Origin of the sequence: Planktotalea sp. (genome assembly GCF_018607995.1) — a bacterium.
In the GTDB taxonomy this organism is placed as follows: domain Bacteria; phylum Pseudomonadota; class Alphaproteobacteria; order Rhodobacterales; family Rhodobacteraceae; genus Planktotalea.
In genome coordinates this window covers 178265-201216 of the sequence record NZ_JABBAL010000030.1, presented here as the reverse complement: position 1 = coordinate 201216, position 22952 = coordinate 178265, and the positions used below count along the sequence as shown (strand labels likewise).

Annotated in this window: 22 protein-coding genes and 1 pseudogene; 9 read left to right on the top strand and 14 right to left on the bottom strand. The window is 53.0% G+C overall.

Translation table 11 applies throughout. From position 1 onward, the window contains the following. Nucleotides 1-63 precede the first annotated feature (63 nt). Entirely contained in the window at nucleotides 64-948 is an 885-nt protein-coding gene (locus tag QZ280_RS12240) for a tellurite resistance TerB family protein (RefSeq protein WP_293444604.1), read from the bottom strand. Nucleotides 949-993: 45 nt separating this feature from the next. Next, nucleotides 994-2244: a sodium:proton antiporter gene (locus tag QZ280_RS12235; protein WP_293444603.1), complete on the bottom strand. Its 1251-nt coding sequence runs from the start codon at nucleotides 2242-2244 to the stop codon at nucleotides 994-996. A gap of 119 nt (nucleotides 2245-2363) precedes the next feature. Here QZ280_RS12235 and QZ280_RS12230 point away from each other — a divergent pair, with 119 nt between their 5' ends. Further along, nucleotides 2364-3254, top strand: coding sequence for a DMT family transporter (locus QZ280_RS12230; RefSeq protein ID WP_293444602.1), 891 nt, complete (start codon nucleotides 2364-2366; stop codon nucleotides 3252-3254). On the opposite strand, the gene QZ280_RS12225 is transcribed toward QZ280_RS12230, so the two are convergent. From QZ280_RS12225 to mazG, 4 genes are all read right to left on the bottom strand, one after another. Continuing rightward, entirely contained in the window at nucleotides 3251-4663 is a 1413-nt protein-coding gene (locus QZ280_RS12225; protein ID WP_293444601.1) for a protein adenylyltransferase SelO, read from the bottom strand. The genes QZ280_RS12230 and QZ280_RS12225 overlap by 4 nt on opposite strands. 12 nt (nucleotides 4664-4675) lie before the next feature. Next, entirely contained in the window at nucleotides 4676-5125 is a 450-nt protein-coding gene (locus QZ280_RS12220; protein WP_293444600.1) for a GNAT family N-acetyltransferase, read from the bottom strand. Then, nucleotides 5122-6063: a nucleoside hydrolase gene (locus QZ280_RS12215; protein ID WP_293444599.1), complete on the bottom strand. Its 942-nt coding sequence runs from the start codon at nucleotides 6061-6063 to the stop codon at nucleotides 5122-5124. The genes QZ280_RS12220 and QZ280_RS12215 overlap by 4 nt, the downstream gene beginning before the upstream one ends. Before the next feature lie 87 nt (nucleotides 6064-6150). Beyond that, nucleotides 6151-6972 (bottom strand): nucleoside triphosphate pyrophosphohydrolase, encoded by an 822-nt coding sequence (gene mazG / locus QZ280_RS12210; RefSeq protein WP_293444598.1) that lies wholly within the window; start codon nucleotides 6970-6972, stop codon nucleotides 6151-6153. A gap of 62 nt (nucleotides 6973-7034) precedes the next feature. Between mazG and QZ280_RS12205 the strand changes: the two genes are divergently transcribed. The 3 genes from QZ280_RS12205 to QZ280_RS12195 all read left to right on the top strand — a co-directional run bounded on the left by QZ280_RS12205 (nucleotide 7035) and on the right by QZ280_RS12195 (nucleotide 9703). Continuing rightward, entirely contained in the window at nucleotides 7035-8204 is a 1170-nt protein-coding gene (locus QZ280_RS12205; RefSeq protein ID WP_293444597.1) for a M20 aminoacylase family protein, read from the top strand. A 3-nt stretch (nucleotides 8205-8207) separates the two neighbouring features. Beyond that, nucleotides 8208-9179: an agmatinase gene (speB, locus tag QZ280_RS12200; RefSeq protein WP_293444596.1), complete on the top strand. Its 972-nt coding sequence runs from the start codon at nucleotides 8208-8210 to the stop codon at nucleotides 9177-9179. A gap of 143 nt (nucleotides 9180-9322) precedes the next feature. Then, a complete protein-coding gene (locus QZ280_RS12195) occupies nucleotides 9323-9703 on the top strand; it encodes a DUF1499 domain-containing protein (RefSeq protein ID WP_293444595.1) in 381 nt (126 codons plus the stop codon). Here QZ280_RS12195 and QZ280_RS16415 read toward each other — a convergent pair. After that, nucleotides 9650-9895 (bottom strand): annotated as a pseudogene (locus QZ280_RS16415) (hypothetical protein). The gene QZ280_RS12195 and the pseudogene QZ280_RS16415 sit on opposite strands and share 54 nt — an antisense overlap. A gap of 103 nt (nucleotides 9896-9998) precedes the next feature. Between QZ280_RS16415 and prfA the strand changes: the two are divergent. From prfA to QZ280_RS12180, 3 genes are all read left to right on the top strand, one after another. Next, nucleotides 9999-11054, top strand: coding sequence for a peptide chain release factor 1 (gene prfA / locus QZ280_RS12190; RefSeq protein ID WP_293444594.1), 1056 nt, complete (start codon nucleotides 9999-10001; stop codon nucleotides 11052-11054). Further along, nucleotides 11051-11887, top strand: a complete 837-nt coding sequence (gene prmC / locus QZ280_RS12185; RefSeq protein WP_293444593.1) for a peptide chain release factor N(5)-glutamine methyltransferase — start codon at nucleotides 11051-11053, stop codon at nucleotides 11885-11887. Before prfA ends, prmC begins: the two co-directional genes overlap by 4 nt. 217 nt (nucleotides 11888-12104) lie before the next feature. Next, complete coding sequence (locus QZ280_RS12180; RefSeq protein WP_293444592.1) at nucleotides 12105-12689, top strand: DUF4167 domain-containing protein; 585 nt, start codon at nucleotides 12105-12107, stop codon at nucleotides 12687-12689. A gap of 119 nt (nucleotides 12690-12808) precedes the next feature. Here QZ280_RS12180 and rsmA read toward each other — a convergent pair whose 3' ends face one another. Genes rsmA through lptF form a run of 6 tightly spaced genes read right to left on the bottom strand, consistent with a single transcriptional unit; the run spans nucleotide 12809 to nucleotide 20228 of the window. Then, nucleotides 12809-13651 carry a 16S rRNA (adenine(1518)-N(6)/adenine(1519)-N(6))-dimethyltransferase RsmA gene (gene rsmA / locus QZ280_RS12175; RefSeq protein WP_293444591.1) on the bottom strand — a complete coding sequence of 281 codons (843 nt, stop codon included), beginning with the start codon at nucleotides 13649-13651 and terminating at the stop codon, nucleotides 12809-12811. After that, nucleotides 13648-14610 (bottom strand): 4-hydroxythreonine-4-phosphate dehydrogenase PdxA, encoded by a 963-nt coding sequence (pdxA, locus tag QZ280_RS12170; RefSeq protein ID WP_293444590.1) that lies wholly within the window; start codon nucleotides 14608-14610, stop codon nucleotides 13648-13650. Before pdxA ends, rsmA begins: the two co-directional genes overlap by 4 nt. Before the next feature lie 2 nt (nucleotides 14611-14612). Next, the gene (locus QZ280_RS12165) at nucleotides 14613-15854 is read right to left on the bottom strand and encodes a peptidylprolyl isomerase (protein WP_293444589.1); all 1242 of its coding nucleotides are present in this window, start codon (nucleotides 15852-15854) and stop codon (nucleotides 14613-14615) included. Between the two features lie 14 nt (nucleotides 15855-15868). Continuing rightward, a complete protein-coding gene (lptD, locus tag QZ280_RS12160) occupies nucleotides 15869-18004 on the bottom strand; it encodes an LPS assembly protein LptD (protein WP_293444588.1) in 2136 nt (711 codons plus the stop codon). Then, the gene (lptG, locus tag QZ280_RS12155; RefSeq protein WP_293444587.1) at nucleotides 18001-19098 is read right to left on the bottom strand and encodes an LPS export ABC transporter permease LptG; all 1098 of its coding nucleotides are present in this window, start codon (nucleotides 19096-19098) and stop codon (nucleotides 18001-18003) included. The genes lptD and lptG overlap by 4 nt, the downstream gene beginning before the upstream one ends. Beyond that, nucleotides 19095-20228: an LPS export ABC transporter permease LptF gene (gene lptF / locus QZ280_RS12150; RefSeq protein WP_365734647.1), complete on the bottom strand. Its 1134-nt coding sequence runs from the start codon at nucleotides 20226-20228 to the stop codon at nucleotides 19095-19097. The genes lptG and lptF overlap by 4 nt, the downstream gene beginning before the upstream one ends. Nucleotides 20229-20355: 127 nt before the next feature. Here lptF and QZ280_RS12145 point away from each other — a divergent pair, with 127 nt between their 5' ends. Both QZ280_RS12145 and QZ280_RS12140 read left to right on the top strand, forming a co-directional pair. Next, nucleotides 20356-21825, top strand: a complete 1470-nt coding sequence (locus tag QZ280_RS12145) for a leucyl aminopeptidase (RefSeq protein WP_293444585.1) — start codon at nucleotides 20356-20358, stop codon at nucleotides 21823-21825. Between the two features lies 1 nt (nucleotide 21826). Continuing rightward, nucleotides 21827-22288 (top strand): DNA polymerase III subunit chi, encoded by a 462-nt coding sequence (locus QZ280_RS12140; RefSeq protein ID WP_293444584.1) that lies wholly within the window; start codon nucleotides 21827-21829, stop codon nucleotides 22286-22288. 64 nt (nucleotides 22289-22352) lie between these two features. Here the strand turns inward: QZ280_RS12140 and QZ280_RS12135 are convergent, their stop codons facing one another. After that, a complete protein-coding gene (locus QZ280_RS12135; RefSeq protein WP_293444583.1) occupies nucleotides 22353-22943 on the bottom strand; it encodes a TIGR02281 family clan AA aspartic protease in 591 nt (196 codons plus the stop codon). Nucleotides 22944-22952 lie beyond the last annotated feature (9 nt).

Here is a 22952-nt window from a genome sequence, read left to right as displayed (position 1 = left end):
CAAAAAAAGACCGCCGCACATCATCGATGTGCGACGGTCTGTTTTTACAATGGGTAGGTTTGATTACCCCGTAACACCCATCTGCATGTTCAGGATTTGCGCAGTCTGCGCATCAATGCCAAGGGCGTCAGCCAACGCTGACATGTAGGCTTTCTCTGCAGGGGTATCAACGCGGATCGACATCATCGACATCGCGTAGAGCTGGAACTTCTGCGCATCAGGCGTATCAGCCGCGAGGCCTTCGACATCAACAGGTGCTGCAAGCTGCGCTTGAATGAACGCCATGTCCTCAGCTTCTGCATCATCGCCTAAGGTCTCTAGGATCTTTTGGCGTTCGCCCTCATCAATATCGCCATTGCATTTAGCGGCTTGGATCATTGCGCGCAGCATCAAGCCTGCGTTTTTTTCGGCTTCTGGGGCCGCAGGTGCCACTTTGCTAAAGCCATCAAGCATGTCGCCCATACCTTTCCCACCAACAGCTGCTGCGCCGCCAAGAGCTGCGAAAATGCCTGCCATGCCAACGCCTGCACCTGCGCCAGCAGCGCCGCCGCCTCCGGTGAGGGAGGAAAGCAAACCGCCTTTGTCAGCGCCTGCATCTGCGGCGCCGCCCATAAGACCGCCAAGCATGCCTTGCAAATCCATGCCACCGCCGGCAGCTCCGCCGCTGGTCATTTGCGCCATCATATCCGCCATAGGATTGGAGCCGCCTTCAGCGCCGCCACCTGTGAGCTTGCTTATCATATCGGCCATAGGGTTAGAGCCGCCCTCAGCGCCGCCGCCCATCATTTTGCCCATCATATCTGCCATTAGGTTTGCCGCCTCGGCACCAGCCTCTGCCTGCTGACCACCCAAAAGTGCGCCAAGGCCACCACCGCTGGCCATTTTGTCCACGCCGCGCGCAGTTGCATATCCGATTGCAACTTTTGCCAGTGTTCCCATGAGGCTCATATGTATTCTCCTGAATGCGGGCGAGGTACCCTGAAAGATGTGTCTTTAGACCAAATCTGGTGCGCGACCAAAGCGGTTTGCGAGGCGTGCAACTGTAAGACCTTGTACAATAATCGAGAAGATCACCACAACATAGGTCGCGGTGAGAATTAGTGGCTTCCATTCCCCCTCAGGCAGAGACAGGGCCAAAGCGACGGAGATACCACCTTTGAGGCCACCCCAAGTCATTATCGGAATGACGCCTGGACTGAATTGGCGGAAAGGTTTCCGCAGCAGCACAGGGATCGCCACTGCGGCAAGGCGTGCGACCAATGCCAGGACTATCGTAATGATGCCCGTCACAAGGAAGCTTGTATCGAAAGCAATCGCGAAAGCTTCAAAGCCGATCAACAAGAACAGGACTGCATTCAGGATCTCGTCAATCAATTTCCAAAACGCATCCACATACTCGCGGGTTTGCTGCGTCATGCCTTCCTTGGTGCCGATATCGCCAATCAACAGACCGGCGCAGACCGCCATGATTGGGGCAGAAACATGCAGAAAGACCGCCAATTCATAGCCACCAAACGCTAGGCCAAGGGTCAGAAGCACTTCGAGAGAATAATCATCAATGCGGCGCATCAAACGGAATGTGAGCCAGCCAAGTACAATCCCAAGAACCGCTCCGCCAACCGCTTCTTGGAAGAACAGTTTAACGGCATCAGCGGCGCCGCTGCTATGATGATCATCGCCATGGGGAAAGGCTATGCCAACAAGCACGAGGAAAACGACATAGCTGACGCCATCATTAAAAAGCGATTCACCTGCAATCTTGGTTTCCAGCGATTTCGGCAAGTCTGCTCCGCGTAAAACCCCTAAGACTGCGACTGGATCCGTCGGCGAAATTAACGCACCAAAGACAAGTGCAACGATCAAGGGCATGCCCGTAAGCCAAGAAAAACCAAATCCAACCACTGCTGTGGAGAGCGCGATGCCAATCGTCGCCATAAGACACACGAGTCGCCATTCTTTTTTGAGATCACTCAGCTTCACATGCAAAGCACCCGCGAATAGTAAAAGGCCAAGCATACCTTCCAGCAGTGCCTCAGAGAAATTGATGCCGGTCACGGTGTCACGAACCACATCGGCAATCCCAAGGGCGGGGGCGACGAGATCAACGCAGAGGATAACTAAAGAGGCCAGAAGCGAGACCACCAAAATGCCAATTGCGCTTGGCAGTTTCAAAAAGAGATAGTTCAACGCACCAAACGCGCCCGCGAGAACAATCAAAAGCGATGTAATTTGTAAGAAATTCATAAGGTAGTACACTTTAAAAAGCCAAGAGTTGCTGCAAACTAGGGGCAGGCTGGGCAATTGGAAAGCACCAAGTGAATTGCGTACTTGACCCGCAGGGCTGCATCGGGTTTGCCAAAAGGATGGATAGAAAAGACAGATTAGACCTCATTGGGGTCATAGCGATGCTTGTGTTTGCGAGCCTGTTTGCGTTCAACCAGATTGTTATCAAGATCACCATCGATGGGCTGCAGCCGATATTTTCGGCAGCAGCACGCTCTTTGATTGGGTTGGTGGCGCTTTGGTTTTGGATCAAATGGCGTGGCATTCCCATTCGCATGACCCGTGGCCAACTTTGGGGCGGAATTTTGATTGGGCTCTTGTTCACTTTCGAATTTCTCTGCCTCTTCATCGCGCTCGACATCACAACGGTCAGCCGTGCTAGCGTGATTTTCTACACCATGCCGATCTGGCTTGGCATCATCGCGCATTTCTTTTTACCCGGTGAGCGACTTACAGGCATCCGTTTGATCGGTTTTCTGGTAGCAATTTGCGGCGTGGCATGGGCGTTCTTGAACCGTGGCGGCGGCGAGGCGAGCTTGCTCGGCGATGTGCTTGCCCTGATCGCAGCATTTGGCTGGGCAGGGATCGCACTTTGTGTGCGCCTCACGCCTGTGAGCGAAGCGCCCGCAGAGCTGCAACTCGTGTGTCAGTTGGCGATTTCGGGCGTGGTTTTGCTTTTGCTCAGCCCGCTCTTCGGGCCGCTGATCCGCGAATTCGAAATGATGCACGGGATCGGCCTGTTGTTTCAGTCAATCGTGATGGTGCTCTTCGGGTTTTTGCTATGGTTCGCGCTGATGAAGATCTACCCAGCCTCCGACATTGCGTCGTTCTCGTTTCTGTCACCCGTGTTAAGCGTGTTCTTTGGTTGGTGGATCTTGGGCGAAGAGATCCACGCGCAAACGGTTGTAGCATTGATCCTTGTGTGTATCGGTCTCGTGTTGATTTCACGCAGGGCAAAGCGCACCAGTTAAGTACCGCAGAAGGTCGCTGGGACGATCTCTTCAGTGCTTGGCGGTCGTTTCAGATCGTCAAAACCTTCGCAGTCTTCAAACGGGGTTTGAAGTGCTGCGTTCAAGCGATGAAACGGCGCGAAATCTCCCTCTACTGCGGCGGTAATCATCTGTTCGATCCGATGATTGCGCGGGATGATCACAGGGTTGCGCCGAGCCATGAGTGCTTTGGGGTCGTTTTCATCTTTGATCCGGTTTGACCACCTATGATGCCAAGCATTATAGGCCACGCGGTCAGTCACCTCATCAATCGCAGACCCATGGTTGAGCGCCGCAAATGTGTTTGTGAAATCAGAGCCACATCTCTCCATTAGATCAAGCAGATCAGCGATCAACGTGCCGTCCTCAATATAGGGCTGCGAAATGCCCAGTTTTTCAGCAAAGACCGCCAGCCACTCTGCACGCAAGTGATCTTTCATTTTGTGTAACATAGTAGTGAACCGCTCAACCGCCGCCTCTGCATCAGGCATAAGAGGCACCAAAGACGTCGCCAGCTGCGCCATATTCCAAATCGCTATATCTGGCTGGTTGGCGTAGCTGTAGCGTGCCATGCGATCGATTGAGCTGAACACGCGATCTGACGCAAATGCATCCATGAAAGCACATGGGCCGTAGTCAATCGTTTCACCTGCGATCTGACAATTATCGGTGTTCATCACGCCATGAATAAAGCCGACACCCATCCATGCAGGGATTAATTTGGCCTGCGCGTCCATCGCCGCTTGCAGCAAGCCTTCAGGGCCATTCGCATGCTGATAATGACGCGCGAGTGTGTAATCGCACAGCTCTTGGAGCTTATCGATTTGCTGGCGCGCGGCGAAGACCTGAAACGTGCCGACCCGGATGTGGGACGCAGCAACGCGCGTAACGATCGCGCCTGGCAAAATCGCCTCGCGGTAGATATCTTCGCCCGTGCGGACCGCGGCCAACGCGCGGGTCGTCGGTATTGCCAGGGCATGCATCGCCTCCGACACCACATATTCGCGCAAGACAGGGCCGAGCCATGCTTTGCCATCACCACTACGTGAATAAGGCGTACGGCCTGAGCCCTTAAGTTGGATGTCGCGGCGATTGCCATTGATATCAACCACTTCGCCCAAAAGCACAGCGCGACCATCGCCAAGTTGCGGGTTGTAATTGCCAAATTGATGGCCTGCATAGAGCTGCGCGAGCGGTTCAGCGCCATCAGGGATCAAAGCCCCGCCAAAGATCGCGGCGCGGTCATCGCCTGCATCAATACCCAACTCTGAGCCGAGCGATTCGTTATAGGCAATCAGCTCAGGCGTGGGAGAGGGTTCAGGCATTTGATAGCTGAAAAATCCTGTGCCAAGCTGTGCGAAACTATTGTCGAAAGGAAAGGTCGTTTTCATCTGTTCAGTCCTTCACAGCACGCGCGACATTATCTGATATCCGCTGCGTGGCTTGAAATGGCAACGCCCATAAAGCCGCAATGCGCGAGCATTTTTGGGATCGACTTCAAGATACAGCGCTTTCATTCCAACGGATTTCAGCATGGCCACGAGAGAGGTGATCTCTTCGGAGCCAACGCCAGGCCCGCGCGCACCAGAGCTGATGAAGATCTCGTCAATGAACCCATCCAAGCCGCCAGGCGCAACGGACCAGCCAAAGGTCACGACAATATAACCAATTGGCGCACGTTGAGGGCCGATCAGGTACACGGCTCCATGCGGTGAGCCATCGAGCAGAGGTGCAAGAGTGGCGCGGCGTGTGTCCTCTGTTGATTGTAGAATTTCTTCCGCGTGGAACGCTGCGCCGAGGGGCATGAGCCGCTCAAGATCGTCGGGCTTTGCGCGGTAAAGCGCGGGGCTCATAATCGTGCCAAACGTTCTGTCAGAAGATTAAAGAAGCCTTGCACGTCCACGTCACCCATAAACTTTGCGTTCGGTGCGCGATCTGTGACACCCCACCAATCCGCGACAGTCATGCCAAGAGTCAATTCGGACAGAGTTTCGATTTCGACATTTATGAAACGGCCCGAAAACAGCTCTGGCTTGATTAGATAGGCGGTGACGCATGGATCATGCAAAGGCGCGCCGTCAGAACCGTATTTGCCTGTGTCAAACCGCTCAAAAAAATCGACCATGTCGGCCATCGCATCACATACAGGCGTTGCCTGCGCGCGAAGGGCGTTTATGCGCTCGGGTGTGACGAGAACCTTGTGGGTGACATCCAGTGGCAAAACAGTAATCTTTACTCCGGATTTAAACACAATATCAGCAGCTTCTGGATCGACGTAAATGTTGAATTCAGCGGCAGGGGTGATGTTACCAACCTCAAAATAAGCACCACCCATGAGCACAATTTCCTGAATGCGTTCGGCAATGTCGGGGGCACGCTGTAACGCTGTCGCGATATTGGTCAGCGGCCCAAGCGGGCACAGCGTGACAGTTTCCACAGGGCGCGCGCGTAGGGTTTCGATAATGAAATCAACGCCGTGCTGATCTTGTAAAGACATATCAGGATCCGGTAAAGCAGGCCCATCAAGGCCAGTCTTGCCATGAACATGCTCTGCGGTGACCAATTTGCGTACAAGTGGCGCGTCGCAGCCTGCAAAGACTGGTACATTCGTTTTGCCCGCTAACTCGCAAACAATGCGAGCATTTTTTTGCGTAAGGGCAAGGGGTACATTGCCAGCGACAGCTGTTATACCTAGCAAGTTGATCTCGTCAGGGCTGCCAAGCGCAAGCAGGATTGCGGCTGCGTCGTCCTGACCCGGATCGGTGTCGATGATGATATCTTTTGGCGGCATTATCTGCTCCCGATGTTTGCGCGCACACTGATTTGCCGTACGTCTCTTGTCCAGAGCAGGCGAGGCTAAGGTGGCATGTTCTTGCCGCTAAGATTTACGCTTTTCTTCTGCTTTCGCCGCATCCCATAGTGCATCCATCTCAGCTAGATTTGACTGTTCTGGCGTTTTCCCGATGGCTGCTAAAGCGCGCTCGATACTCTCAAACCGTCGCGTGAATTTGGCGTTGGCTGCGCGCAAGGCAGTCTCGGACTCGATCCCAAGATGACGACCCAAGTTCACCATCACAAACAGAAGATCGCCGAACTCTTCCTCGACTTCTGCCTGGCTTAACTCTTCGCGCGCCTCAAGTAGCTCGCCCGCCTCTTCGACGATCTTATCAAGCACCTCATCTGTAGAAGGCCAATCAAACCCGACCCGCGCGGCGCGTTTTTGGAGCTTTTTCGCTCGCAACAATGCAGGTAATCCAACTGCCACTCCATCTAGCGTACCTTTTTGGGCTCTGCCTAAACGTTCCGCGGCTTTGATGGTTTCCCAGTCCTTCGTTTGCTGCTCTGCGGATTTCGCGTTGCTTTGATCGCCGAACACGTGTGGATGGCGCGCGACCATTTTGTCAGACATCGTGTTGGCCACATCATCGAAATCAAACAAGCCACGTTCAGACGCCATTTGCGCGTGAAACACTGACTGGAACAGCAAATCACCCAATTCGCCGCGTAACTCATCCCACTCTGCGCGCTCGATTGCGTCCGCTACCTCATATGATTCCTCAATCGTGTAGGGTGCAATGCTTGCAAAATCCTGCGCGACATCCCAAGGGCAGCCTGTTTCGGGATCTCGCAAAGCGCGCATGATCTCAAGCAGACGAGGCATGCCACCTTTGGGATTATTGATCAAATTCGTATCTGTCATTGCGCTGCGCCGTCCTTTTCTGTCAGAAGCATCTCTAACGATAGCCTTGAGGGAGTCCACCTATGCCGGTCGTAAACCGCATCGCCGAATTTTCTGCTGACATGACAAAATGGCGACGTCATTTGCACACGATCCCAGAATTGGCATTTGATTGCCCGAAAACGGCAGCGTTTATTGCAGAACGCCTGCGTGAGATCGGCGTCGATGAAATCCATGAAGGTATTGCACAGACAGGGATCGTGGCGATTATAAACGGTCAGGGCGGTGGGCCGACGATTGGCCTGCGCGCCGATTTTGATGGCCTTCCTATTATTGAGGCGACGGACTTGGACTACGCCTCAACCCATAAGGGCAAAATGCATGCTTGTGGGCATGACGGGCACACGGTGATGCTGCTTGGCGCTGCGCGATACCTCGCAGAAACGCGTAATTTTAAAGGGCGCGTCGCGTTGATTTTTCAGCCCGCTGAGGAGAATGGTGGCGGCGCAGAAGTCATGGTGCAGGAAGGGATTATGGACAAGTTCGACATCGGTTCGGTTTATGGCATTCACAATGCGCCCGGTTTTGTCGCGGGCGGGTTTTACACTACACCTAATGCGATCATGGCTGCGGTTGATACGTTTCACATTGATATCAAAGGGGTAGGTGGTCATGGCGCAATGCCTCATGAAACTTGCGATCCGGTGATCGCAGCCTGCGGAATAGCGCAAGCGATCCAGACAATTGTCAGCCGCAATCATTATGCGCTTGATGATCTGGTGGTGAGTGTCACGCAAATCCACACGGGCACGGTCGACAATGTGATCCCAGACACGGCCTATATGAACGGCACTGTGCGAACATTCGATCCCAAAGTGCAGGACATGGTGGAACGTCGCCTGCATGAGATTGTGGCGGGACAAGCGGCCTCTTACGGTGTGACGGCAGAGCTACAGTTTGAGCGAGGATATCCAGCAACCATCAACCACAAGACAGAAGCGGCGCACGCCACTGAAGTTGCGCGCGAAATTGCGGGAGAAAACAATGTCATTGCAGATGCAGGCCGTGAAATGGGTGCAGAGGACTTCGCCTACATGTTGCAGGAACGGCCCGGTGCTTATCTATTCCTAGGTCAGGGGGAAAGCGCGGGACTTCATCACCCTGAATACAATTTCAATGATGAGGTTGCTCCGGTTGGTGCATCGTTCTTTGCGCGTCTTGTTGAACGCTCACAACCTCTTTCGGAGGTTTGAGAATTGGGTTTGGAAGATGCAAAAACGCAGGTAGATCATGCATTTACGCGCGATATTTTGCGTGGATTAAGTAACGAGAACACATTCGGCGGTGCGACCTCTTTTTTACGACGTCGCTACACTAAAGATCTTGGCGGCGTTGATCTCGCTATAACGGGCGTTCCCTTTGACCAGGCTACGACCAATCGCACAGGCACCCGCCTTGGCCCGCGCGCGATCCGCGAAGCCTCGAGCTTGCAATCCCCCGATGCGCCCTATGGTTGGAACTACGATCCGCTGTCTGAGCTTAATGTGGTAGACTATGGCGATCTCTCTTTTGATTACGCGATGGTCAGTGCCTTTCCTGATGCCTTGACCGCCCATATAAAAGGAATTCTTGAGGCCGAAGTTGCCAGCATTTGTCTTGGTGGCGATCATTATATCAGCTTTCCAATTCTCACGGCCTACGCCGAGAAATATGGCCCTCTCAGCCTGATCCAATTCGATGCCCACACGGATACGTGGGAAGACGACAACATGGAGCGCATTGATCATGGCACCATGTTTTACAAGGCGATTAAGTTGGGGTTAATCGATCCAAAACGCTCGGTATCTATCGGAATTCGCACGGATAATCCTAATACGTTGGGGATGAATATCATTGATGCGCGCTGGGTGCATGAACATGGTGCAGCTGCGGTCGCCAAGCGTGTGAAAGAGATTGTCGGAACGCATGAAACATATTTGACCTTTGATATTGATTGCCTTGATCCGGCCTTTGCACCGGGCACTGGGACGCCTGTTTGGGGGGGCTTGGCGTCATGGCAAGCCGCCGCGATATTACGTGACCTCGCAGGGATCAACATGGTAGGTGGCGATATTGTCGAAGTTTCGCCGCCCTTTGACACCACGGGAGCGACAGCTATTGCGGGAGCGCATGTTGCAGTTGAATTGATGTCGCTGTGGGGTTGGAACCACTTGGGCAAAGGTACATGATTAACCAGCCGCTTGACGGGACTGTGAACTAACACAGGTTGGGGTGCGTAAGGCCAAATGAAGAGGGATATGTGCCGCTAAATGTGGCGTGTCGCTAGGCTAATGCGCGCAATGAGTTTAAGGGCAAGATGAAGGGGGAAGGCATGTGGATTTGGGTCATCATAGCGCTCGTGATCTTCGGGGTTGGCTATATTCAGCTTGCGCCAAGCGATCCGAAACGCTGGCACACGGATGTGAACGCAGATGTGGATAAAGATTTCACGGGCGGCGCTGTGCGCATTGTCGATGTGGATCTGATCGCCATAGACGCTGTGATCCGCAAGATCGGGGCCAAAGTGCTCTCGGGCAGTGTCGATAGTGGACACATAACTTATATAAGTCGGTCGCGGATCATGGGATTTCCCGACTACATAACGGTACAAAAATTTAATGAAAAACTGCGTATTTACAGCCGCTCGCGCTTTGGTCAATCAGATCTGGGCGTCAACAAGCGGCGTGTTGAGGGGTGGTTGTTGCAACTCTGAGGACAGGCACCCGGGCGCAACTTCGCGCCACATTGGGACATTGAGGCTCACCTGGCATTGCGCCATGAACATGCGTCCGTCAACTTGCAAGCAGGTCATTTACCCGAGTTCCATTCGAGAGCCGCTTTTGTCTGTGCAATAGCCGTCCACCGTTTTAGCGCTGGGGCTGGTGACATCCGCGCTGGCAAAAATGGGTGCCGCTCACAACAGGAACGTCAGGACTTTTCTCATGACCCTAAGTATATCATAAGCAGGCTTATGCGCCAAGTTTCGCGCGTTTTCAGGAGTTTTCAATATGGTTCCTATGGACCGCCTCATGCAAATTATCCAACGTTTCGAGTTTCTTGAGGCGAGAATGGCGGGCGGGGCCGATCCGGGCGAAATTGCTGATCTTGCGCGCGAGTATTCAGATATGAAGCCTGTGGTCGAGCAGGTTGCGGCCTATCGTCAGCTTTTGTCCGATATCGCAGATGCAGAGGCGATGCTGGATGATCCTTACATCAAGGAATTGGCCGAAGAGGAATTGCCCACGTTGAAAGCGGCATTGCCTGAAGCAGAGGCGGACTTGCAGCTCGCGCTGTTGCCCAAGGATGAGGCCGATGCGCGCCCTGCGATGATTGAAATCCGACCGGGTACCGGGGGCGATGAAGCTGCGCTTTTCGCGGCGGACTTACTGCGCATGTATCAGCGGTATTCGGAAGCAAGGGGTTGGAAATTCGAGATTATTGAGGAACAACTAACAGAGCTTGGTGGCATTAAAGAGGTTACTGGCCACATCAAAGGTGAAAACGTCTTTGCGCGGCTCAAGTATGAAAGCGGTGTTCACCGTGTACAGCGTGTGCCAACGACCGAAAGCGGTGGGCGAATTCATACCTCTGCCGCGACAGTTGCCGTTTTGCCCGAAGCTCAAGAAGTTGATCTGTTGATTGCTGCGAGTGATATTCGCATTGATACGATGCGCGCATCCGGGGCAGGCGGGCAGCACGTTAACACTACAGATTCAGCCGTCCGTATCACACATATTCCAACAGGTATTATCGTGGTCAGCGCGGAAAAATCACAGCACCGCAACCGGGAGATCGCGATGCAGGTGCTGCGCACGCGGCTGTATGATGCGGAGCGGCAAAGGATTGATGATGAACGCTCTGCGGACCGTAAATCACAAGTTGGCTCTGGGGATCGTTCTGAACGCATTCGCACCTATAATTTCCCGCAAGGGCGGATGAGTGATCATCGCATTAACCTGACGCTTTATAAGCTGGATCAGGTGATGGAGGGCGATCTGGACGAGATTATCGACGCGCTCACCGCGGATGATCAGGCGACGAAATTGGCGGAAATGAACGGGTGATCTGGCAAGAGCTGGTTTTGGTTGTGCGTCATCGGCTCTCTCGGGTGAAAACAGAAGATGTGATGCGTGATCTGCGTATTTTGGCGGCCCATGTTTTGCAGGTGGATGCATCACGCATGACTTTGCATATGCACGACGAAGTGACGGAAAAACAGCGCGAACACTTCAACCTTTTGATCGACGAGCGCATGTCGAACATGCCGATTTCCAAGATCATTCAAAAGCGCCTCTTTTGGGGGCGTGAGTTTGATGTAGATCTAAATGTGCTTGATCCGCGTGGAGACACAGAAACGTTGATCGCTGCGTGTTTGAAATTAGGACCGCAGGATAAAATTCTTGATCTTGGCACAGGTAGTGGTGCGATTGGCCTTACGCTGGCCGCGGAATGGCCGCGTGGGGATGTTATGTGCACGGATATTTCAGATAAAGCTCTGGACGTGGCAAGGCTCAACATGAAAAATTTTGGCGTTGCAGATGGTGTGCGCTTGCTGCGTTCGGATTGGTTTGGAGCAGTCGAAGGTCGCTTTGATCTGATCATATCTAATCCGCCCTATATCGCGCTTGAGGAATGGGATGCGTTGGATTTCGAGGTCCGCGGCTTTGATCCACGCGTGGCGCTTACTGATGAAGCCGACGGGTTGAGTTGTTATCGCGTGATCGTGGCACAAGCAGGTGATTATCTGGAAATGGGTGGGCATCTGATGGTGGAGATTGGACACAACCAAAGGCGTGCTGTGCAAGACTTGTTTGATGCGGCAGGATTTACACAAATTACGTGTTTGCCCGATATGGCAGGGAGAGACCGGGTGGTTAGCGGCGTTTGGGCTGTTTAACAGCCACTCTGAGTGTATATTTACCGCGGTTTTGTTCAAGTGGTACGGAATCGGTTGCAGCAACGCGCGCGAAGTGCTTTATGAAGGTTGCTACATGGGAGAACACGTTTGCTTGTTCCCCTTGGCACCAAGCCACAAATAGTGATCTTGATGTTTGCGCCTCAACCTTGCGCTTCTCCTAGATCACAGTGACATTGAGAAGCTGGATTTAAGCTAGATGAGATCATCAAAACCACGTTCGCGGAAGAATAACCGCAATCGTCCGCAGCAAAATGGCGGCAATATCCCTAATCGTGTGTTCGACAGTTCAGGACCCGAAGGCAAAGTACGCGGCACGCCGCAGCAAATTATTGATAAATATCAGCAGCTCGCGCGGGATTCTCAGCTTTCTGGTGATCGCGTCGCAACGGAGAACTTTTCCCAGCACGCAGAGCATTATTTGCGCATGCTAAGTGCAGCGCAAAGAGAGATCGACGAGCGCCGTGATCAGCAAGAGCGCGAGAACCGTGAGCGTCAAGCTGAGCGGGATCGTGAACGCGCCGAACGTGACGCAGAACGTGCAGAGCGCGAAGCGGCTCAAGCGAAAGAGCAGCCGGTGGTCGCAGAGGCGGTGTCTGGAGAAGGCGCGCAACCTGATGTGATTGAGAGCGCACCAGCTGCGAATAGTGGTCTGGTGGAAACGCCAGAGAGTAAGCCACGCCGCCAGCGCACGCCGCGCAAACCGCGCGGACCGCGCAAGCCCGTTGACGGTGACGCGACTATTAATATGCCTGTCGTCGCATCGCCTGACGCAGCCGAGTAAATTTTCGGATTTCCAATCGCTTCGCGATCGAGCTGCTTGGCTGTTCTGCTCCCAAACCCCACGATTACATGGGGACTTTGCCCCCAAACCCCCAAGGTATTTAAAGACCAAAGGAGATCTTAAGGTTTTGCGACTTCGCGGGCGAGGGCGCAGAAGCCTTCGAGGGGAATTTGTTCAGCGCGCTCTGTTGGTTTGAGACCGGCTGCGCGCAAGCGATCTTCAATATCCGGCGAGATGGACTTGAGCGAAGAGCGTAGCATTTTTCGGCGTTGATTGAATGCTGTAGCGACCAATCTTTCGAGGGTTTTGAAATTAGCTGGAAAGCGCGGTTCTGATAAGGCGGTCAAATGCACAACAGCGCTGGATACTTTTGGGGGCGGACTGAACGCTTCTGGTGGCAGGTTAATCACAACGCGTGCGTCACACCGCCACTGCGCCAACAGGGCAAGGCGTCCATAGGCTTTGCTGCCTGGTTCCGCCACAATACGCTGCGCCACTTCGCGTTGAAACATCAACGTCAAGCTTTGCCAGTAAGGCGGCCATTGTTTGGGGGTAAGCCAGCGGATCAATAGTTCTGTGCCAACGTTATATGGCAGGTTTGATGTGACCCTGATGGGCGGCGTGAGATGGACCAGCGGATCAATCCCAAGCGCATCGCCCTCAATTACTTGCAATCGATTTGGATAGGCCTGCGCAATTTCATCCAAGGCTGGCAAACAGCGCGCATCCTTTTCAATGGCGAGCACTTTGCGTGCGCCTTCTGAGAGTAACCCGCGCGTCAGACCACCCGGCCCTGGGCCGATCTCTAAAACATCACATTGGCTCAGATCGCCCGCTTGGCGGGCAATTTTTGCTGTTAGGTTCAAATCTAGTAGGAAGTTCTGCCCAAGCGATTTGCGCGCGCTCAGCTCATGGCGTTCAATCACGTCACGCAGCGGGGGAAGTCGATCAATCGTGCTCATGTGGTGCTCATCCTTGCGGCCATGCGCAGCGCTTCGATCAGGCTGGTCGGGTTGGCGATGTCTTTGCCTGCAATGTCAAAGGCGGTTCCGTGATCTGGCGAGGTTCTGATGAAACTTAGACCAAGTGTGACATTGACACCCTTGTCGAAATCCAGGGTTTTGATCGGGATCAGCGCTTGGTCGTGATACATGCAGATCGCCGCATCATATTGCGAGCGCGCGGCTGCGTGGAACATTGTATCGGCGGGTAATGGACCGGAGAGCTTATATCCTTGCCCGCGAAGACGTTGCATTACGGGGGCAATGATGTCTGCGTCCTCAAAGCCCATTTTGCCGCCTTCACCTGCGTGCGGGTTCAATCCAGAGACGGCAATGACCGGATCTTTGATTCCAAATTGTGCGCGTAAAGCATCATTAGTTATCGTGATGACGCTTTCTAGTCCAGCGGGTGTCAAAGCGTGTGGCACATCTTTCAAAGGAATGTGGATCGTTGCGGGAACAACGCGTAATTGCTCCGAGGCCAGCATCATAACCACATCGCTTTTACCATCCAATGCGGCCAGAAATTCTGTGTGGCCGGGATAAGCAAAGTTTGCACCATCTTGCAGGGCTTGTTTGTGGATAGGAGCGGTGCAGAGCGCGACCGCATGCCCAGTTTGAACGAGGCGCACGCCAGTTTCAATCGCATCGATCACGCCTTGGGCGTTGGCGCTGTTTGCCTGTCCCAAGGTGTTTTTCTGTGCGAAGGGTTGCCTCAAGATAGGCAGGGCCTGCGCGCAGACCGCTTGGGTTTGTGCGGGCATCTCTATCTCTTGAAACGGCGTTCCATTTGGTAGGTGCCTTGGGTCGCCGATCCAGAAGAACGGCAATTCAGCGCGCAATGCGTTCCACGCTTTCACAGCAATTTCGGGACCGATGCCCGCTGGTTCACCGCAGCTGAGCGCGATTGGCAAGGGCATGATTACTTCTCAACGATGCGGGCATCAGCGCGCAGTTCTTCGAGATAACCTTTGGAAAACGAAGCGAGCCGCTGGTTTTTCAGACCCATGGAAATCTCGGCGCGATCTACCTCTTGCTCAAGTTCGGGGGTGCGTCCGCACAACATCAAAACCACCAAAGTTTGCCCGGCTGCGCGTGTCAGCGCTGTAGAGGTCTCACCGGGGTCCATTTTGGCAAGTTCCAGAGCGATATCTGTTGGGATTTCGTTTGGCTTTCTGGAGCTACGATCCAGAACACTGGGGTCTTGGCTTTTTGCAACGCCGTAAAGATCATCACAGCGATCTACGCGACTTTGCACTTTGCGAGCGGCCGCGAGCGTCGCGTCCGTGCGTCCCCCTGCAATGTAGTAGGCCATGTATTCAATTGCTGCGTATTTCGGTTCAGGTACGTCGGATTCTTCAATGTCGCGCAATTGAAACAAGGCAATCGCGTTTTGCAGGGGGATCGGGTCCGTAACTTCGCCAGGTGCAAGCCCCAAGAGCAGCGGACGTAGCGGCGCTGGTAATTGCGTGATCGGCAACCAATCAAGACGGCCATTGCGCGCTTTTGAAGGCGAAGCAGAGTAGCGACGCGCTTCTGACGCAAATGCGGCTAAGCTGGTAATTTGCGAGATGCGTTCGGCCCGTTCTTGCACCGCGACAGCCTGACTTGGATTGGCAGGCATGATGATTTCAGAAAGCAATACGCGAATGCCACCGCCAGATCCAGACGCTGCGAGCGAGCGATCTACATCGTCTTCGCTGACTGTGATGCGACTGCCAAACTTTGCTTGAACCAACTGGCGCCAGGCGAGACCGGACAGAACGAAGGCGCGAAATGCGTCCTCAGAGACGCCATCTGCATTAATCGCTTTGATGAACTCTGCGGTTTCAAGGTTCACGCGCCCAGCAAATTCCACCATGCCTGCGTCAACCTCTTCACGGGTTGGCGAAATACCAACGGATTGCGCCGCTCCAAGTTTCAAGCGGCCCTCAATAAGTTGCTCGCGTGCAAGTTTTTTGTGATCGCCGGGGGCGCGCAGGAAGCCTAGAAATTTGACGCGCTCGTCGATTTCAAAATTCGTGATCGAGCGATCATTAACCTTAATAGTTGTCGCGAAAAGCCCTTGCGCTCTGGAATGCTGCGCGCTTCCAAAAGTGAACAACGCGCCACATGCGAGGGCATATGTGCATTTGCGCGTGAAAGACTTAAAAGAGAATTTCATGTGATCCATTTCGTTCATTTCCTGCATGTGCGGCGTGCTGATTTTCCGCTGCCTCCTGTGCTGAACCCTAAAAGCGAGACTGATAGCTCATAGGTTGTTGCCGGCACTAGCGTTGTTGATCTTGCGAAGCTTCGTGTCGCGCCAAAGCCAACTGTGACGCATTCGTTTTTATAGTTAAGACCGCCGCCGGTCTTTGCCGCGCGATCTGTGATCAAATCATATTGGACATTCCCATTTGCGGTCCAGTGTTTATTGATCTTGTATGTCCCGCTGAGCGACCATTCCGCAACGGAGGCGGCGAGGTTTTCATCTGCATCTGCGTCAAGCTGCACATATGTGCCTGAGACGCTTAGCTTTTTGTGCGCGTATCCGACACGCGCCTCAGCTTTGACGGTTTCAAAACTTCTGTCGAACAGTCCCCTCGCTTGCAAAAAACCACCCCAAGCTGCGGTAAAGTGCATCGCAAGAATCCTGTTGTAGGTTTGGTTTTTCAACCCCGAGTTCGCTAAAAAGGCCGGATCCATCGTATCGCGGAAAATTTGTCCGACTGTTACACCAGCTGACCAGGTCTCAGGGTTAAACCGTTCCCAACGTGCACCGAGCGCGCCAATGACACCCGTTTCGCGCCACTCTTTGGTGGGAAAGTGAGGCAGGGACAAAAGATTGCCCTCGTCAAAATCAGTACTGATGTTTTCATCATTGGGCAGGATAGAGGGGCTGCCATCGACCCAACCGATCTGCGCAAGGGGTTCGATCAAATAGCGAGACCCGTCAGAGCTGGTACTGTGCAAAGGATATCTAAGCGTCGCCCCGATGGCTGGTGTGGTTTGCACTGTTCGACCTCGCGCGGTGGAATCTTGCACAACCGTTTGACTTTCGACCCCGAGGGATGTCAAAAGACCCAAGCGTATACCGTCACCGACTGTCCATTCATCTCGCCAAGACAGATCGAAATTGATCTTAGCCATATCACGCCCGATAACGTCCGTATGAGAGACCCGTTTGTGACCATGAAGCACAAGTAATGCGCGTGTTTCGCCATCTAGGCGGGAGGGTTGATAGCGGCGCTCGTAGGTTACATTCCCAATGAGCGTTGGTTGGGTTTTGTTGCTTTCATTGTCACGCAGAGTTTCGTAGTTCAGCAATTCAGCTTGAAAAAACACATTTCGTTTCACGCGCGATAGCGTGATCCCGGACCCAAGGCGATCTTTCCCCGAATAGCCATAAAGCGAGCGATAGCCACCGTCTGAAGCAGTTTCCAAATCGAAATCCAACTTAACCCCTTGCCCCAGGTCAAAGCGCGCGAAACCTGTCAAATAGTGCCGTTGCACATCGGGGAGGACCGTGTCCTGAGACACCGCGCCGTTTAACTCTAAATACCCGTGCCTAAACATTTTGCGAAAGCGCAGCTCAACCGTGCTTGTAACCGGAGAAACATAGGGGGTAATCGTGACGTCTGCGTGATCGCCAAGCGTGATGAAATATGGGACCTTAACGCCAAAGCCCAAGACTGTATTGGATACGAACTTTGGAATGATAAAGCCTGTTGTGCGCTTAAGCGAAGGATCTGGTATCCGCATCGTCGGAAGATAAAGTACTGGCACGCCAAGCAAGCGAAACTGTGCACGGCGGAAATAGATCTGCTTTTCTTCGCGGTCATGGACCGTCCGATCCGCACGAATTTGCCAGATTGGAATACCTGTGCCGCAAATTTGACAAGAGGTGGCGATGACTTTTCGTAGAACGGTATACCGCCCCTCCACACGATCTGTTTGAGCGGAGAGAATTTGCAACTCCTGATCCAGAACGTAGCGCGCGCCGCGCAAAATTCCGTTTTCAAGTTTGCTATCGAGATCTGCACTGTCCGCAATCATCACGTCGCCGTTCTTCTGAGATAAGCGCACAGGGCTGTTAATGATCAATTCATCGCGCTTTTGATCATAAATAATCTCATCTGTGAAAAGGCGAATGCCATCATAGAACGCTTCGACATTGCTTGTTGCCACAAGACGTTCATCTTCGGTAATCAGAACTCTATCCGCCACCAAGAGAGCTGCATCCAAATCTTGTGCGCGCGCAGGCAGGCTGAGCATCGCAACACATAGCAGCGATGTTGCCAAAAAGCGCAGTATTTGGACGGGGCAATTCATCCGTCTTCCATATGCAGCAGCAAACCGAGTGCAAGCAAAATCGAAGCAATAGGCGGTGTCCATGCAGCAATCATCGTCGGAAGTTGCCCGTTTTCACCCAAAATCTGTGCGAAATTGCGTACGTAATACAGGCCAAAGCCCATCATAATGGCCGCCAGTACCGCAACACCGGTTTTACCAAATCGCGTGTGGCGCATGGTAAAGCTTGCGCCAACCAAGACCATAGCCATCAAAAAAAGCGGTTTTGCGAACTCCATCTGTTGCCAAACTTTGTGACGACGCGCGGAAAACCCTGCTTCTTCGAGGCCTTCGATGTAGGCATTCATTTCCCAGATCGAGATCGCTGTAGGTTCGGAAAAACTTTCTCTGATATTGTCAATTGTGAGGGTCGTTGGCAGTGTAAGCGCACCAATTTCTTCGGCGGTTTCTTCGGGGTTTCCGGGTTTGTCCAATGACCATTGTTTTGCGCGGATCAATTGCCAGCCGGTGTTCGTTAGACGGGCTTCGTCGGCAATGATCCGGGCCTTGAGTTGGCCGTCGGTATTATATTGCAAGAATCGTGCATCAAATAGCGTTCGCATATCGTCAGAGGTGGACAAAGCATGAATGACGGTTTGCCCATATTCATCACCCTGACGGAGCCACAGACCGTCGCGACTAATGGAAACCGCATTTTTCTTCTGGCTTTTATATTCCTGCTCAAGCGTGATGTATTGCCGCGTGGTTGAGGCTACAATCGGGTTAAACAACGTGACGGTTGTTATCCCGATCACAGCGGCAACACAAATAGGGGAGGCCAATGTGACAAGCGCCGAACGACCGGCAGAGCGCGTCACCACCAATTCAGACGTGCGTGCCAAGGTAAGGAACAGCGACACCGCAGATAGGATCATTACTAGCGGTAAGATCTGATAAATTGCGCCGGGCGCATTGAGCAAGGTGAGAAAAACGATGTCGGAGAAACTCACATCGTTGCTATCAAATCGTCGCATCTGTTCGATGAGGTTAATCAATGTAAGGAACGCAAGAAAAATCAGAAGCGTTGTCAGGAATACCCTAAAAAACCTGCGTGCAAAATAGAAATGAAGGATCATTCAGGCTCCTCCACCAAGTTTTGGCTTCTATTTAGTCGACGTGGTCGCGCTGCAAAATAGAGCATGATGAAAACAGCGCCGAACCCAAACACGCTTTGTGCATAGACCAAGGGCCAAAGCTGGGCATCTGCGCGGATTGGGTCCGTCACAATGCTCTCGACCAGTTTTACCATTACCAAAAGCAAAATAGCTCCAATAATTTGCCGACCTACTCCAAACCGAGAGAAGCCTCCAACCAACAATGTAGAAAACCCGATGAGGGCTGCAACCATACAGAGTAATGGTTGATTAAAGCGGCTGTGCGCTTCTTCAAGAATGCGCCCTTCGGTTTGGGACGTGCGTTTGCTGACAAGCTTGGTCGCAAACAACAGTTCAATCGTTGGGTGTTGATCAAGCCTCTTATAAAATGACCCCGGACCATCGATCAGGCTTGAAATGTTACAGGAAAAATCTGTGAAATTGGTCTTAGTCAGTTTTCGTGTGTCTTCATTCAACGTATGCGTGGCACCGTTCACCATCACCAGTTTCGGACCTGTGGGTTTGTTCACCAAAAACCCTTCGACGGACGAATAAGTCGTTGTGCGCCCCTCATTTCTGCGATCACTTAGAAATACATCTTTTAGAACGCCCTCTGGGGTAATTTCGCGAATGTAAAATGTAACGCCTTTAGTGGGGTTCATGAACTCGCCTTCGCGCAACAATCGCGAAGACAGCGAGCCGCTAATCTCGTTCTCGCGAAAGCGAATTTGCTCTAAAGACGTCGGCACAAGGTACTGGGTCAGCACCATCATGAACGTCCCAACGATCAATCCGAATATTACAACGGGGCGCGCCAAACGCCATGGCGAATAGCCCGTAGCTTGCATCACCACCAACTCGCCTTCAGAGGCAAGACGGTTGGTTACGTAGACCGAGGCTGCGAAAGCGGACATCGGCAACACCATGCGAATTACATTTGGCAAGCTAAGAGCGGTGAATTCCAGAAACAAAGAGGCGGGATGACCATCAGCAATCAGGCGATCAAACAGGATTACTGCCCGGTTGATCCAGTAGACCGAAACCAGCACCAACGAGAAAAAGCCGAACAGCACAAAAAGTTGCGACAGTACATATCTGTCGAATCTTGCCAAATCTGCCCCCATTTACTACCGTTTTTTCTTATTGTACCTTATTTGGCCGTTCTGGAAAACTGCTATCTGGCAAAGCCGCATTATCCCCGCTATCCCTGTAGGAAATTTGTAAAAGGGAAGCCCTGCGATGTCCAACCTTATGACGACCTCTTTCACTGCCGTCGATCTTGATGCTCTTGCTGGATTTGAAGGCCGTATCGCGCTGGTGGTGGCAAGTGATGGCAAGCTGGATGCAGGTGCGCGTCGTGTGAATAGATTGACCAAAGGGGCGGTTGCGCGGGTGATCGAAGCGGGTAAATTGAAAGACGCCAAAGCGGGCAAAGTGGTCACGTTGAATTTTCCTGCGGGCCTAGCAGCGATAGCGGTTGATATCCTGTGCCTTGATTGCCGCCCGAATGCATTGGATGCGCGCAAAGCAGGAGCCTCGTTTGGCAAGCTTATTGGTCAAGGTGGGGCCTTGCTTGTCGCAGGAAGCAACGCAAAAACAGTGCAAATTGCACTGGGTGCTGTGATGCGTGCCTATGATTTTAATCCGCACAAGACCTCCGTGGATGATAAAGCGCGAAACTTGAGCGTCATGTGCGCCAAGGCTGAAGAACTGGAAACGGAGGCCGCGACACTCCGCGCAATTGTCGAGGGTACGCATATGACCCGCGATTTGATTAACGAACCTGCCAATGTTTTGACCACGACCGAGTTTGCGGATCGTCTGAAGGAAATGGAAAGTCTCGGACTCGAAGTGGAAGTTCTTGAAGAGGCAGAGCTGAAAACTCTTGGCATGGGCACGCTTTTGTGTGTCGGTCAAGGCTCTGATAGCCCGTCCAAGGTCGTGGTGATGCAGTGGAAAGGTGGCGCGCCTGAGGACAAACCGCTGGCTCTTGTCGGCAAAGGGGTGGTGTTTGACACAGGCGGTATCTCGCTCAAACCCGGTGCTGGAATGGAAGATATGACCATGGATATGGGTGGCGCGGGTGTTGTTTCGGGCGTGATGCGCACCTTGGCGATGCGCGGAGCAAAAGCGAACGTTGTTGGTCTAGTGGGGCTGGTCGAAAACATGCCATCAGGCAATGCGGTGCGTCCGGGCGATGTGATCACCTCGATGAAGGGCGACACAGTCGAGGTCATCAACACCGACGCTGAAGGTCGCCTCGTGCTTTGTGATGTCATGTGGTATGCGCAAGAGCGGTTTGAGCCAGTCGGTATGATCGACCTTGCGACTCTGACCGGCGCGATCATTGTCGGTCTTGGCCACGAAAATGCAGGTGTGTTTTCTAATGACGATGCGCTCTGCAATGCGTTCCTGAAAGCTGCTGAAGCAGAGGGCGAAGGCGCATGGCGCATGCCATTGGGACAGGCCTATGACGACATGCTCAAATCGCGCATCGCGGATATGAAAAACATCGGTGGCCGTGCCGCTGGATCTGTGACAGCAGCACAATTCTTGCAACGGTTTGTGAAAGACGCCACACCTTGGATTCATCTCGATATCGCGGGCGTGGCGTCAGTCAAATCCGAAACCATACTCGCGCCCGTGGGTGCGACGGGTTGGGGTGTGATGGCGCTGAACCGGCTCGTGCAGGACATGTTCGAGGCTTGATATGGGTGCGGTCTATTTCTACCACCTGACGCGCAAACCCCTTGAAGCGACGTTGCCTTTGCTTCTTAGCAAAGCGCGCTCGGAGGGGTGGCGCTGTTTGGTGGTAGGGCGCAACCCGCAAAGGTTGGATGCGCTTGATACGCAGCTTTGGCAGGGCGCGGACACAGATTTTTTGGCCCACGGGCGCGCAGACGGCGCGCAAGACGCCGCCCAACCGATCTTACTGGCTGACACGCACACAGACATCAACGAAGCGGCTTGCGTCATGTGCGTTGATGGCGCTGAAGTGTCACCGTATCAGGTAAAAACCTACGCACGCACCTGCATTCTTTTTGACGGCAATAATGAGCAAGAGGTGCAAGCGGCGCGCATCCAATGGAAAACCCTCACCGATGCAGGCTGTGCCTCGCAATATTGGTCAGAAGACAGCGGCACTTGGACAATAAAAGCCAAGATAGACTAATCGCGCGTCTCTTTTTTTCTCTTAAAATATCTCCGCCAGTGGCATCAAACCTATCCACCTGCGTTTAACGGACCAAAAGCAAAGTCCCACCGGAAATTTCTATCCGCTCAAAGGTTTGCAAATAGCTCATTCCCAACAAGGATTGGGACATTTGCCCTTCATTCACATCCACTCGAAAACGCGGTATTTCGGCACCCTCCAGCCCAAAACTGTCAGCCCGTACAGAGGCAATCCGCACAGGGCCATTTGCCGTCATAGCTTCATTTAAAAACGCGAGTTCTTCGATATTAATACCTGCTGCAGTCGCATCGGCTTTGCGCAAAACCACGCCAGTTGCGCCCGTATCGACCACAAACCGGATTGGCATACCGTTTACCAAGGCTGTTGCATAGTAGTGTCCGTCGCGCGCGCGGGGCAGCTCGATCCTCGCGCCATTCTCAAATGCAGCTTGCTGTGGTACCACGATCTGGCGAATATCGCTCCACATGCCATATGCGGCGATCATACCAAAGAAAATCAGCACCCAAACAGCCATCTGTTGTAGCACTTTGTTCATCGAATTGCGCCCGCTGGTGAATAACCAAAAGGCAATCACACCCCCCAAAATCACCAGATAGATTAAATTGCCGAAGTCATCGCCAGAAAATTGCTGCATCACGGATCT